Origin of the sequence: Campylobacter mucosalis (genome assembly GCF_013372205.1) — a bacterium.
Lineage (GTDB): Bacteria > Campylobacterota > Campylobacteria > Campylobacterales > Campylobacteraceae > Campylobacter_A > Campylobacter_A mucosalis.
In genome coordinates this window covers 804,555-817,009 of the sequence record NZ_CP053831.1, presented here as the reverse complement: position 1 = coordinate 817,009, position 12,455 = coordinate 804,555, and the positions used below count along the sequence as shown (strand labels likewise).

Here is a 12,455-nt window from a genome sequence, read left to right as displayed (position 1 = left end):
TATTAAACCCTTGTCTTATATCTTAAATCAGAGCCATATTCGCTATCTTCTGGATTAAATATCTCCTTTGAAAGCGAATCAAAGAAATTTTTAATCAAAACAACGTGTCTAGCATACTCTTTATTCTTTTTATTTAAAAGCTCTAATTTTTCTCTCATAACTACCAATTTTTGTTTTATCTCATCATCAAGCATTTGTGCTAAATTTTTCTGACTATCTGAATTTGAAATTTTAACAAGCTCTTTATCCAAAGCTCTTTTTGTATCCTCAAATTGCTTTATTAGTGCCGTTTTTACTCTCACGCTCTCATCAACTGCTGAGTGCTTTGCCTCTTTGATATTTGCTATATCTTGCTCAGTCGTACTTATAAGCTTATCTAAAGTATCTATGGCATCGTTAAGATATTTTTTTAGCATACTGCCCTTTTTCCTTAAAAATTAATTTTACAAAAGAGTATCAGCGATAGCCTTCGCCGTTTTTTTCATATCTAGCTCGTAGCTTCCATCGGCAATAGCAGACGCTATTTTTGCTACCCTGCTCTCTTCTTTTTTATTTACCTCTACTGACGGCTCTTTTTTAACATCATTTGTTTTGTTTAACAAATTTGTCTGAACGCCAGATTTTACACTTAAAGAACTTATCATTTTTAACCTTTTTCTAGGATTTCTCCTGACTACATCGGCATAAAATGATTTTTCTTAAGACCTTTGCTTTAAGAAATTAAATAAAAGGTCACTAAAACCTAAATTTCCACCAAGCGACTGACTCATCGTGTCGTTATACATTGATTTATAGATGTCAGAACCTGCCGTTTTTGGGAATAGAGAATTTTTCTCATCATCTTTTAACGCTATATCAAGCACCTGTTTTACCAAAAACGATTCAAACGCGTCAGTTTGCTCTTTTAACAGCTTATCTTGCTGTGCCACACTTTGCTCTTTTAGCTTATTTGTTCGCAAATTTGAGTATGCGTTTAGAGCCATTGTATTATCAATTTGCATTAAATTATCTCCACATCTACGTGTATAGCACCCACACGCTTTAAATTTTGAAGTATCGCGATAATATCGCTAGGACTTGCACCAAGCTTATTTAAGGCTCTAGTTACACTAGCGATAGTTGTTTTTTGCTCTTTAATACGCAACATATTTGCCTTTGAGTTTATAGATGAGCCATCAAGCAAATCTACCTCGCCCTCAGCACCCTCTTCATATGAACTTGGCTCGATTTTGATAGTTATATCGCCGTGAGTTAGCACAACTGGATCAACGCTTACGTTTATACCGCTTACGATAGTTCCTGTGCGTTCGTCTATTACTATCTTATCGTCTGCCTTATAGTCTATCTCAAGCTCTAGAACCTTGCTTAAAAGCTCAACAGCACTTATCTCATCTGGCTTTCTTAAAACTATCGTTCTTGGATCTATCGCTAGTGCGACACCCTCGTCTAAATTTGCATTTATTGTGTCTTGAAGCTGATTTGCTGTTTTAAAGCTAGAGGTTTTAAGGCTTAAATTTATAGTTTGTTGATTGTAAATATCATAAAGAACCTCTCTTTCAACCAACGCACCACCAAGTATAGAACCTGCTGTAACGTGATTACTCCCGGTTCTGCCAACATTTTTACCACCGATACTTACAGCACCTTGAGCAAGTGCGTATATATCGCCATCAACACCCTTTAAAGGCGTCATTAAAAGCGTTCCGCCCTGCAAACTTTTAGCGTCGCCAATTGATGAGATTGTGATATCTAGCCTATCTCCGTGTCTTGCAAACGGCGGAAGTGTGGCTGTTACCATTACAGCTGCGGTATTTTTTGATTTTATATCATCAGGATTTATCTTTACGCTAACGGTTTGAAGCATATTTGAAATGGATTGTATAGTAAATTTTGACGATCCGCCATCACCAGTTCCATTTAATCCCACAACCAAGCCATAGCCTATAAGCTGGTTTTCACGAACTCCAACAACACTGGCTATATCCTTTACCTGCGTTGCCAAAAGAGCTTGAGTGATAGCAAAAAAACAAGCAAAAGCCCAAAATTTTCTCATCATTTTCCCTTGCAAATTTCATAAATTTACAAATTACAAGCAAAAAATATTCCAAAAATTTTAAACAAAATAACTAAGAGAGGTCGCACCAAATTTTTTTGTCTTTAAAAGTCTGAAATTTGAAAAATTTTCAGGCATTTTAAAATCGCTAGAGTGCTCAAAAACAACCATTTTTATCTTTTTAAAATCTAAATTTTCAACCATTTTTATAAGCTTATCATACACCCCACTAAATCCATCCCTAAAATCAAATGGAGGGTCAAGATAGATGATAAACTGCTCATCTTTGTTTGTGATGATTTTTGGCAAAATCTCAAAACTATCGCCATTTATAGCCTCTAAATTTTGGGCGTTTAAGCTTTTTAGATTGTTTTGAGTAAGTTTAAACGCATTTTTATCTATCTCAATTGCGATACTACTTTTAGCCCCATTACTAACCGCCTCACAAGCCATAACACCGCTTCCGCCAAAGCCCTCGATAAAGACCAAACCACGAAGCTCATCTCTGATTGTATTAAAAAACGAGCCTTTTACGATCGACTTTGTGCTTCTTGTTGTGCTTAGGCTTGGAAGCTCAAGTTTTTTTCCTTTATAAATTCCGCTTGAAATCGTAGTAAAAAGTTTCAACCTAATCCCTTATAAGCCCCATAAGCTCTTTTTTGAAATTTGCTAAAATCAAATCAAGCCTTGCCTCAAAGTCCATACTTTTGCTAGAATTTTGTCTGTTTAAGGCAACGGAGTAAAATTCTTCTAATGCATTTATTAAATTTTGTTTTGTAAATGGCACACAGATGTGGGAGCCTATCAAAAATAGCGGTTTATGTGTATTAAGTTTTTTATCTGATACAATAAAATCGCAATCTTTGTGGTGTGAAACAAACTCTTTACAAAACATCAACAGGCTATTTTGCAATATAATGCAATCGCACTCAAAAGAAATTTTCATATTTTTCCTTTTGTAAATTTTGGCTAATTTTAACATTTTTTGTATAAATTTCTAAAGTTTTTCCCAAAAATAACGATATAAGGTTAGAAAAATAATTTTCAAGGAGTGAAAATGGAGATTGGTAGCAACAACCCAATAACTCAAACTAGTATACCTATGCAAAATGTCTCTAGTACTGGGCATAATCTACAAACAAGAGAGATTGAAAATGTATCAAAAAGCAATGAGTTAGACGGACTAAACCAAGATGAGTTAAAAAACAAAATGAAAGACGTGACAAAGGAGCTAAACACTCAGATGGAGCGTTTAGAAACAAATATAAGATTTGACTACGATGGAGATGTTAATCTTATGATTGTTAAGGTCACTGAAGCTAGCACAGGCGAAGTTATAAGAGAACTTCCAACAAAAGAAGCACTGAAAATTTCTAAATACTTTAAAGAGAGTATAGGTTTGCTTTTTGACAAGGAGAGTTAAAAATGGCAGAAGTATCAAGCACAACATCAACACCAAGTACAACCACTACAAGCACTAGCACAAATACAAAGGCTAATACATCAAAAACAGGTATAATGGGTCTTGGTAGTAATAACAAACTAAACGACGAAACACTAGATAAGCTAAAAGCCGCAGATAGTGCAGCTATAATAGATCCTATCACTAGAAAGATAGATAAAAATACTGCACAAAAAGAGGATCTTGGTGCGTTAATAGGTCTTGCTAAAAATTTAAGTTCTAGCTTTTCATCGCTCACAGATGAAACAAACTATCTAAAAAGACAGGTTACATCAACTGGCACAAGTGCGTCTGTGGCGGCTGTTACAGGCGTTGCTATCCAAGATATAAGCCTAAATGTGCAACAGCTAGCACAAAGAGATAGCTTCCAAAGTGAAAAATTTAGCAGTCAGCTAAGCCTAATAGGCATAGCAAGCGACTCTAGCTTTGATATAGAAATAAGAGGCGTAAAATACACAATTGATTTAAAACCGTCTAGTACGTATCAGGATTTAGCAGATCTTATAAATGAAAAAGCTGGTGGCGACGTCCAAGCTAGAATGATAAACGTTGGCAACGGATATCAAATGGTATTACAGTCAAAATATACCGGCGAAGAAAATAGTATGAAGCTAACAAGCACATCAGGCGACGCACTAGAAAAACTAGGCTGGGATAGCAAGACTATACCAGTTAAAGACGATAATGGAGCAGCTGTTTTAAATCCTGACGGCACACAAAAAACTACTACAAATTTAGAAAAAAATAGGCTAACAACAGCCAGTGACGCAAAATTTGAGTATAACGGACTACAAATCACTAGAAAAAACAACACATTTGACGACCTACGCTCAGGCGTTACGATAACATTAAAAGAAACTGGTGCTTCAAATTTCAGCATAGGAAACGATACGTCAGAGCTATTAAAAGCTGTTGAAACTATGATGGGCTCATACAACAACTTCTTAGCGGCTCTTGAGATAGGCACAAAATACGATGATAAAACTGGCGAATCTGGACAGCTACAAGGCGTAAATGAGGTAACTTCTATCAGATCAACTCTGCATAGAATTTTTACATCACAAGATTCAAACGGCAATAGCATAACCGACTTTGGCATAACCATTGGCGAAGATGGAAAACTAGCCTTCATAGATCCAAAAGATCCTACAAAAACATCAAACGACGCTAGTGTATTTTTATCAAAACTAAACAGCAACCACGAAGCTATTAAAAATTTCTTTATGGGATTTTCAAAAATAGAGCCGATATCATACACAGGCACTTCGGACGTATCAGCTGGTAGCGTCGAGCTAAAAAGTGGTGATCTAACGATAAATGGCATATCTGTTAAACTAGCGCAAACAAACACGAGTGCAACGGCGGAAGAGAACGCTCTAGCACTTTTAAAGGCTATAAATTCTACTGGAATTATTGGCGTAGAGGCGACTTTAAGCAGTGATCAAAAACGCATAATGCTTAAAGCAAGCGACGGCTCAGATATAGAGATTAAGGGCAATAACTCGGTCTTAGCAAAATTTGGTATGTCTGAAAACACCATAAGAGCAAAAACTACAAATTTTGACGGGCTATTTACTAAGATGAGCGATCAGCTAGATAAACTCGTTGGCTCAAACGGAAGTCTTACGATTTATGATAAAAAACTAGCAGATGATAACAAAAAGCTAACAGATGAGAGAGAAAAGGCTCAAACAAATTTGGACGATAAATATAAGCAAATGCGCGATACTTGGTCTAAATATGATACACTTATCGCAAAACTTGAAAATCAATTTGCAACACTAAAAGCAATGATAGATGCTGAAATGAAAAAGAAAGACTAGGAAAAACATGATAAATAACACTGCTTATGCGGCGTATGCTCAGTCTAGTGTTGGAGGCATAGAGTCTCCAACCAAACTTATAGAGATGCTTTATGACGGAATTTTGCGTTTTATATTTCGCACAAAAAAGGCCATAGAGGCTGGAGATGTGGAAAAAAAAGTGCTTAATATAAACAAAGCAAATGCTATATTTATCGAGCTTTTAAACTCTTTGGATTACTCTCAAGGAGACGTCGCGCACTACTTAAGCGGTCTATACGCAAGACAAATTCAACTTCTTGCTATGGCAAATTTAAAAGATGACCTAGACGCTCTAAATGAGGTCACAAATGTCGTAAAGCAACTTTCAGAAGCTTGGAGAGAGACTACAAATGAGCAGTGAATGGCTTAAAAATTTTAAACTCGCAATTATCAATGAGGATTTAGAGCAGATACAAAAAAGCATAGAAAATTTCAATATTCAAAATTTTAAAGCAGATGAAGCCATAGAGGCACAAGCACTAATACAATCAGCTTTAGAGCTTTTTAAAAACGCAAGTTCTCGCATACAATCCGAGATCATAAAACTAAAAAACGTAAAACACTACATACAGCAGTCTTAGTAGGTTTCCCCACAAAGTGTGGGAGAAATTTCATTATATCAACTTTGTTGCATCAATAATATTTAAATCAAGTCCTAACTTTTCATTATCAAGACCGAGTGCTAAACCTACAAGCTGTGAAAGATGAATGATAGGTTTTCTAACTTCAGAACCCCTAGCGTCTTGGTAGCGTTCTTGATAGATGTCAAGTTGCATTTGACAAAGTGGGCAAGGTGTAACAACACAATCTGCACCATTTTCATCAGCATTGCCAACGATTTGAGATGACATCTTTTGAACTGATTTTACAGCTGGATAACTAGCGTGAAAGCCACAGCAATCAAGGCATTTCTCAAACGGTACAATAGTAGCACCAAGCGCAGAAACAACAGCTTCAAAGCTCTTTGGATTTGTTGAGCTCTCTTTTGAGTCGTAAGCTTTTTCAGGGCGAACACTATGACAGCCGTAAAATAGAGCTACTTTTAAATTTGAAAGTGGCTTAACAACTTTTGCTTTTAAAGTATCTAAATTTTCATATAAAACCCACAAAAGACTTGTTATCTCATTACTACCTTGATACTTCATATTTCCTTTTGCTAAAAACTCATTTATACGATCCTTTGCGCCCTTATCCAAAGTATCCTTTGCACGAGTGAGTGTAAGCATACAGGTTGAGCAAGTAGTTAACATAGGCATATTCATACCTTCTGAAAGTGCGATATTTCTAGCGTTTGCTACAAGTGCCGCTAATGGATCAACATCTTGTGCCTGAGAAGCACCACAACAGCTCCAGCCCTTAATCTCGTGTAGAGTTATGCCTAGTATCGGGGCTATCGCCTCTAGTGACATTTTTGATTCTTTGGCTGCTTGACTTAAAACACAGCCAGGAAAAAAAGCGAAATCTTTTTGTTGCATAACTACTCCTTACTAGCAGCTCTAGCTGCCTCTATCATCTTAACTAAGTCATCGTGACCCTCTATCTTCTCGTCGCCAAGGATATGTAGAGGATTCATCTTGCCAGCTTTCATTAGGTTAAATGCTATATCCATTTTAGCTGTATTTGCTAAAACACCCTCAGAGCGAAGTGCTAGGTAAATTTCATTTAATCTACCAGTATCTTCTAAGTCTAAAAGGAAAGCTTCTGCGTGAGCTGGACCTGTGCCATCTTTTAAGCCTTTTCTCATAGCCATAACGCGTAGTCCTGCTATGTCATCAGCAGCACTTATTCCTTTTGGACAGCGGTCAGCACACTCTTGGCAGTGAACACACATCCAAAGACCATTATCAATAGAAGGCTTTAAGTGTATCATAGGATCTTTTGAACGTGAGTCATAAGCTGCTCTAAAAGCGTGAGTAAATACAAATGGCTCCATATAGTCACTTGCGTCAGCTTCTAGTTTATTACACTCACTAGCACAGCAACCGCATAGAATGCAGTCCCATTGTTTGCTGATTCTATCAAATTCCTCTTGAGTTTGCTTACAGCCTTTTTCAGGAGAGAACTCATCTTTTGCAACTATGGTTGGTTTTATCTTGCGTAAATTTTCAATACTAGGTTCCCAATCAACAACAAGGTCAGATATAACACGGAAATTTTTAATCGGAGCGATTTTTAGAGTATCTGGGTTGTCATACTCTTTTAGTAGCTCCTCCATTTTTGTATCACAAGCAAGATATGAATAACCATTAACACGCACAGCACAAGCACCGCAAATAGCAGAACGACAAGATGCTGTAAAGTTAAGTGTGATATCCCTTGTCTGCTTAATGCGCAATAAAACAGAAAGTAGAGTTTTTCCCTCATACTCACTTTTTTCTAATTCATAAGTTTGCTCAAACTGCTTATTTCCGTCAAAACGTTGTATTATAAATTTCATGCTGGTTTCCTTCCATCTAGGCTAAATTCTGTTATAACAACATCTTTATAACCTAGCTCTAGCTTATTATCTTTTAAAGTCACTATACTGTGTTTTAAGAATTTCACATCATCTCTTTTTGGATAGTCCTCACGTGTGTGAGCACCACGGCTCTCTAGTCTGTTTTGTGCAGCCAAACAAGCACAGCGTGATAGTAAAATAAGGTTTCCAAGCTCTACATAGTCTGTAAATGCTGTATTCATAATTGGGTTTGAATTTGGAACTTTTAGTTGATCGTATTTAGCTTGAATTTCTTCTAAATTTTTAGCCAACAAATCAAGCTTATCCTGAGTTCTAAAGATACCCATATTATCCCAGTTTTGTCTGCCTAGCTCTTCACGAAGTTTATACATCTCTTCTGTTGTTCCGCCACTTGTGACATCTTTAAATTTATCTTGCCATTGTTTAGCTAGTTTTGACGCATTTTCTCCGTTTCCAAATTTTGCATCTTTTGCGTAGTTTGTAGCACCTACTCCAGCCAAATAACCAGTAACCATAGCGTCTGTCAAAGAGTTACCGCCTAAGCGATTTGCACCGTGGATAGATATACAACTAGCCTCTCCACCTACGTAAATACCTGGAATTTTCGTGCTCATATCATCTATTTTTACAACCTCGATACCACCCATAGAGTAGTGAGCTGTTGGTCTAATAGGAACTGGTTGTTCTACTAGATCGATGTTCTCAAATAGCAATCCAGTGTGTCTAATCTTAGGAAGTGCTTTTAAGATTTTTTCTTTACCAAGGTGGCGAACATCGCAAAGAACGTAAGAGCCAAGACCTTCGCCATAACCTCTACCTTCGCGGATCTCTATTTCTATCGCACGAGCAACTACGTCACGAGGAGCTAACTCCATCTTTTCGTGATAGTTTTTCATAAAACGCTCACCTTTATTATTTAAAAGGTATCCACCCTCGCCACGTGCCGCTTCTGTTATTAGAGTTCCGCCATTTGCAACACCGGTTGGGTGGAATTGTATCATCTCAGGATCTTCAAAGCCAAGACCAGCTCTAAGTGCAGCAGCTACGCCGTCGCCGGTTGCAATGTATGGAGTTGATGTTCTGTTGTAAAAAATTCTAGTATAACCACCAGTTGCGATAACTAGCGACTTGCAAAGCACTGGGTAAATTTCTCCAGTTTGGATATTTCTTAAAACAGCACCCTCGCTTTTGCCATTTTCTACACTTATCTCAAGAAGTTCGTGATCCATTAGAAATTTCACGCCATTTGATATAGCGTCATCAAGGCAAGAGTGCATTAGTATGTGTCCAGTTTTATCAGCAGAGAAGTTACAGCGTCTTTTGCTTGCGCCACCCATCATACGCTGAGCAACACCGCCATCTTTACTTCTTGAAAATAGCGTTCCAGTATAGTCTAACTCAGCTATAACCTTACCTGCCATCTCTGTAAATTTTAGTGCAGCGTCTTGATCGACCAAGTAAGCACCGCCTTTAATCGTATCATAAGCGTGAAGCTTGTAGCTATCGCCGTTGCTAAAATCAGTAACACCGTTTATACCGCCTTCTGCCATACAGGTTGCGTTGCGTGATGGCATCATTTTAGTGGCCACAACGACTGTTAAATTTGGGTTTGCTTTTCTTGCTGCCACGGCTGCACGAAGACCTGCTCCACCAGAGCCAATAACTAAAATATCGCAAGATGGTAAGCCCTTTTTGTTACCATTATCCTTTGCTTCGTCTGCCAGAACACTCGCACCGCTACCGCTAACTGCCAATGCACTGACGCCAATACAGGCTGATTGTAGAAAATCACGTCTGGTAAATTTTTGTTCACTCATTGATATTTCCTTAGAAAAATTACTTAAATTAATGGCAAAAAAGCCAAAACCAAAATGCGTAAAAACGCAGCCCCTTAAAAACAAGTTGGGATTTTACTTTATTTTTACTTTCAGTTTCTTTAAATCTTATATTTTTTTTAATTTTTTTTACTAAATTGGACTTAATAAGTATTGTTTAAAAATATGATAAATTTATTACTGAAAATGCGGTAAAATCAAAGTGGATTAAAATTATCTTATTTTAAGGAAAGTATCAAAAAAGTAGCAGTAATGATAACACTACTGCTACACAATGGGTAAATTTGTATGATTATGCTATTAAATTTTTAGCATATTTTAAGCCAAGTTCATAAGCCTTTTCATTTGCCTCTTTTACCTTAGCAGGGACGTGAGAGAGCATGCTCTCTTTTACTATGTTTTCATCTATACATTTGCTCATAGCCACCGCAACTCCTAAGGCAACAACGCTTTGAGTGATTACGTTGCCGACCTCCTCTTTTGCTATTGTAATTATTGGAATTTCATAAATTTTATATCGCTTTTTATCATCGTCACTAGGTTTTACCAAATTTGGCTCAACTACGATTATGCCGCCCTCTTTTACTCCGCTTTTAAACGCGTCATAGCTAACTTGGGCAGTTGCTAACATAAAATCTATCTCGCCCTCGTTGGCATAAGGGTATAAAATTTCACTCTCATCAAGGATAATGTCAACCTTTGTCGGTCCGCCCCTTACTTGAGATGTGTAAGTTGAAGCCTTTACGCCGTATCCACCGCTTTCTATCTTTGCGGCTGCTAAAATTTCACCAGCAAGTATGACGCCCTGTCCACCAACTCCAACAAATCTAAGTTCGCTTTTCATACTAGCTCCTTAAAATCTATCTCTACGCCATTTTGCATTTTATCAATAACTTTCGCATAAGCTTTTGTATATTCGGTGCGTTCGCCTTTGTGTAAAATTCCTATAGGGAATTTATCAAGCCTTTGCTCGTCATCTAGCACTTCAAATTTCGCTTTATCTATGATACGAGAGTCTATCCACTCTAAATTTTTAACAGCCTCTGCCATTTTGTTTTTACGTCCTAAATTTATATGGCAATTTGAAAAAATATCAAAAAATGCGTATCCATCGTGGCTAAAGCCCTCTTTTAAAATTCTCGTTAATTTATTTGGGTCTAAAACAGATGAACGTGCGACAAAATTTGCGTCAGCACCCATTAAGAGCTTACAAGCATCAAAGCTAGGATCGATGTTGCCATACTCTGCTGTTGCAGTCCAAAAGCCACGTGGAGTTGTCGGACTGGTTTGGGAATTTGTAAGTCCATAGATAAAGTTGTTTATCAAAATGTGCTTTATTCCGATGTTTCTGCGTGCTGCGTGTATGGTGTGGTTGCCACCTATAGCTAGTCCGTCTCCATCGCCAGTCACGACGATAACGTGCTTATCTGGGTTTGCTAACTTTATGCCGGTAGCATAAGCTGTAGCTCTGCCGTGTGTTGTATGAACGGTGTTGCAGTTTATATAGCTTGAAAAACGCCCAGAACAGCCAATGCCAGAAACCACGCAAACATCGTTCATATTCCAGCCAAGTTCATCAATAGCACGTATGACGCTTTTTAGTATCACGCCATCTCCGCAACCCCAGCACCAAAGGGTTGGCATTTTATTTGTGCGTAAATATTTATCGTAATTAAATGCCATAACACTCTCCTATTTTAGCTTCAATCTCGCTTGGGCTTAGCGGTCTACCATTGGCTTTTAGCAGTGTTTTTAAATCATCTCTTAAAAGTATTTTTGCGATCTCTGTGCTATATTGCCCCATATTTAGCTCACAAATTAAAATTTTGCTAAATTTTTTGCCTAAATTTTCAAACTCTGCTTTATCCATAGGAAATAGCGATATTGGCTTAAACAGCCCTACTTTTACGCCCTTTGCTCTTAAATTTAGCACAGCTTGTTTTGCACTAAGAGCAACGCTTCCATAAGCTATGATACAAATTTGCGCATCATCAAGCATAAAATTTTCAGATCTAAAAAGCTCATTTGAGTGTGCGTCTATTTTATTAAAAAGCCTTTTTATATTATACTCGACAATCTCGCCATTTTCTGTTGGAAAGCCACTTTGTGCGTGATGAAGTCCAGTAACGTGATATTTGTAACCTTTAAAAAATGGATTTAAAACAGCTGGTTTATCAATATCTACACCGTATGGCTCGTAGCTAGACGTATCGCCACTAAATTCCGCTCTGTTTAAAATTTCAAGCTCACTTACATCAGGCAAAACAACCTTACCTTGCATATGCCCGATGGTTTCATCAAGAAGCAACATAACAGGTGTCATAAAACGCTCAGCCATATTAAAAGCGTGAATCGTCTGAGTGTAGCACTCTTGCAAACTTGAAGGTGCTAAAACTATCATATTTACATCGCCGTGAGTTGGGTTTTTTGCTTGAAGTATATCGCCTTGAGCCACACGTGTAGGAAGTCCAGTGCTTGGACCACCACGCATAACATTTACTATAACAAGCGGAATTTCAGCTATAAAACCATATCCTATCTGCTCGGCCTTTAGTGAAATTCCAGGACCAGAACTAGCAGTCATAGCCTTAACACCACTCATAGAAGCTCCAAGAGCCACACAAATACCTGCTATCTCGTCTTCCATTTGTATAAAAGTCCCGCCATTTTTAGGCAATAGTGAGCTTAGTTTGTGTGCTATTTCGCTACTTGGCGTTATAGGATAGCCTCCAAAAAATTTGCACCCAGCATCAATAGCAGCCATAGCCACCAGCTCGTTTCCAGTCGTAATCATCTCTCTCAT

The 12,455-nt window shown here is 37.6% G+C and carries 16 protein-coding genes; 4 read left to right on the top strand and 12 right to left on the bottom strand.

Translation table 11 applies throughout. From position 1 onward, the window contains the following. Positions 1-2: 2 nt before the first annotated feature. Genes CMCT_RS04330 through CMCT_RS04305 form a run of 6 tightly spaced genes read right to left on the bottom strand, consistent with a single transcriptional unit; the run spans position 3 to position 2,999 of the window. A complete protein-coding gene (locus CMCT_RS04330; RefSeq protein WP_034967169.1) occupies positions 3-416 on the bottom strand; it encodes a flagellar export chaperone FlgN in 414 nt (137 codons plus the stop codon). A gap of 27 nt (positions 417-443) precedes the next feature. Beyond that, positions 444-644: a flagellar biosynthesis anti-sigma factor FlgM gene (locus CMCT_RS04325; protein WP_034967171.1), complete on the bottom strand. Its 201-nt coding sequence runs from the start codon at positions 642-644 to the stop codon at positions 444-446. A 54-nt stretch (positions 645-698) separates the two neighbouring features. Then, positions 699-1,001, bottom strand: a complete 303-nt coding sequence (locus tag CMCT_RS04320) for a rod-binding protein (RefSeq protein ID WP_034967174.1) — start codon at positions 999-1,001, stop codon at positions 699-701. Beyond that, positions 1,001-2,053 carry a flagellar basal body P-ring protein FlgI gene (locus CMCT_RS04315; protein WP_034967177.1) on the bottom strand — a complete coding sequence of 351 codons (1,053 nt, stop codon included), beginning with the start codon at positions 2,051-2,053 and terminating at the stop codon, positions 1,001-1,003. The genes CMCT_RS04320 and CMCT_RS04315 overlap by 1 nt, the downstream gene beginning before the upstream one ends. Before the next feature lie 60 nt (positions 2,054-2,113). Next, positions 2,114-2,680: a 16S rRNA (guanine(966)-N(2))-methyltransferase RsmD gene (rsmD, locus tag CMCT_RS04310; protein WP_034967179.1), complete on the bottom strand. Its 567-nt coding sequence runs from the start codon at positions 2,678-2,680 to the stop codon at positions 2,114-2,116. A gap of 1 nt (position 2,681) precedes the next feature. Then, the gene (locus CMCT_RS04305; RefSeq protein ID WP_034967182.1) at positions 2,682-2,999 is read right to left on the bottom strand and encodes a hypothetical protein; all 318 of its coding nucleotides are present in this window, start codon (positions 2,997-2,999) and stop codon (positions 2,682-2,684) included. A gap of 111 nt (positions 3,000-3,110) precedes the next feature. On the opposite strand from CMCT_RS04305, the gene CMCT_RS04300 reads away from it, so the two are divergent. From CMCT_RS04300 to CMCT_RS04285, 4 genes are read left to right on the top strand one after another with little or no spacing between them, the layout of a single operon-like run. Further along, positions 3,111-3,476, top strand: a complete 366-nt coding sequence (locus CMCT_RS04300; protein WP_051654820.1) for a FlaG family protein — start codon at positions 3,111-3,113, stop codon at positions 3,474-3,476. 2 nt (positions 3,477-3,478) lie between these two features. Then, entirely contained in the window at positions 3,479-5,338 is a 1,860-nt protein-coding gene (fliD, locus tag CMCT_RS04295; protein WP_082198616.1) for a flagellar filament capping protein FliD, read from the top strand. 7 nt (positions 5,339-5,345) lie between these two features. Beyond that, the gene (gene fliS / locus CMCT_RS04290) at positions 5,346-5,720 is read left to right on the top strand and encodes a flagellar export chaperone FliS (RefSeq protein ID WP_034967184.1); all 375 of its coding nucleotides are present in this window, start codon (positions 5,346-5,348) and stop codon (positions 5,718-5,720) included. Beyond that, positions 5,710-5,940 carry a hypothetical protein gene (locus tag CMCT_RS04285; protein WP_034967187.1) on the top strand — a complete coding sequence of 77 codons (231 nt, stop codon included), beginning with the start codon at positions 5,710-5,712 and terminating at the stop codon, positions 5,938-5,940. Before fliS ends, CMCT_RS04285 begins: the two co-directional genes overlap by 11 nt. A gap of 33 nt (positions 5,941-5,973) precedes the next feature. On the opposite strand, the gene sdhE is transcribed toward CMCT_RS04285, so the two are convergent. The 6 genes from sdhE to CMCT_RS04255 all read right to left on the bottom strand — a co-directional run bounded on the left by sdhE (position 5,974) and on the right by CMCT_RS04255 (position 12,455). Further along, positions 5,974-6,834 (bottom strand): 8-methylmenaquinol:fumarate reductase membrane anchor subunit, encoded by an 861-nt coding sequence (gene sdhE / locus CMCT_RS04280; RefSeq protein WP_034967189.1) that lies wholly within the window; start codon positions 6,832-6,834, stop codon positions 5,974-5,976. A gap of 2 nt (positions 6,835-6,836) precedes the next feature. Beyond that, on the bottom strand, positions 6,837-7,796 hold the full coding sequence (sdhB, locus tag CMCT_RS04275) for an 8-methylmenaquinol:fumarate reductase iron-sulfur subunit (protein ID WP_034967191.1): 960 nt from the start codon (positions 7,794-7,796) through the stop codon (positions 6,837-6,839). Beyond that, a complete protein-coding gene (sdhA, locus tag CMCT_RS04270) occupies positions 7,793-9,634 on the bottom strand; it encodes an 8-methylmenaquinol:fumarate reductase flavoprotein subunit (protein WP_034967193.1) in 1,842 nt (613 codons plus the stop codon). The genes sdhB and sdhA overlap by 4 nt, the downstream gene beginning before the upstream one ends. A gap of 310 nt (positions 9,635-9,944) precedes the next feature. Continuing rightward, positions 9,945-10,496 (bottom strand): 2-oxoglutarate:acceptor oxidoreductase subunit OorC, encoded by a 552-nt coding sequence (locus CMCT_RS04265; protein ID WP_034967195.1) that lies wholly within the window; start codon positions 10,494-10,496, stop codon positions 9,945-9,947. Beyond that, positions 10,493-11,335, bottom strand: coding sequence for a 2-oxoglutarate ferredoxin oxidoreductase subunit beta (locus CMCT_RS04260; RefSeq protein ID WP_034967198.1), 843 nt, complete (start codon positions 11,333-11,335; stop codon positions 10,493-10,495). The genes CMCT_RS04265 and CMCT_RS04260 overlap by 4 nt, the downstream gene beginning before the upstream one ends. Then, entirely contained in the window at positions 11,325-12,455 is a 1,131-nt protein-coding gene (locus CMCT_RS04255) for a 2-oxoglutarate synthase subunit alpha (protein WP_034967200.1), read from the bottom strand. Before CMCT_RS04255 ends, CMCT_RS04260 begins: the two co-directional genes overlap by 11 nt.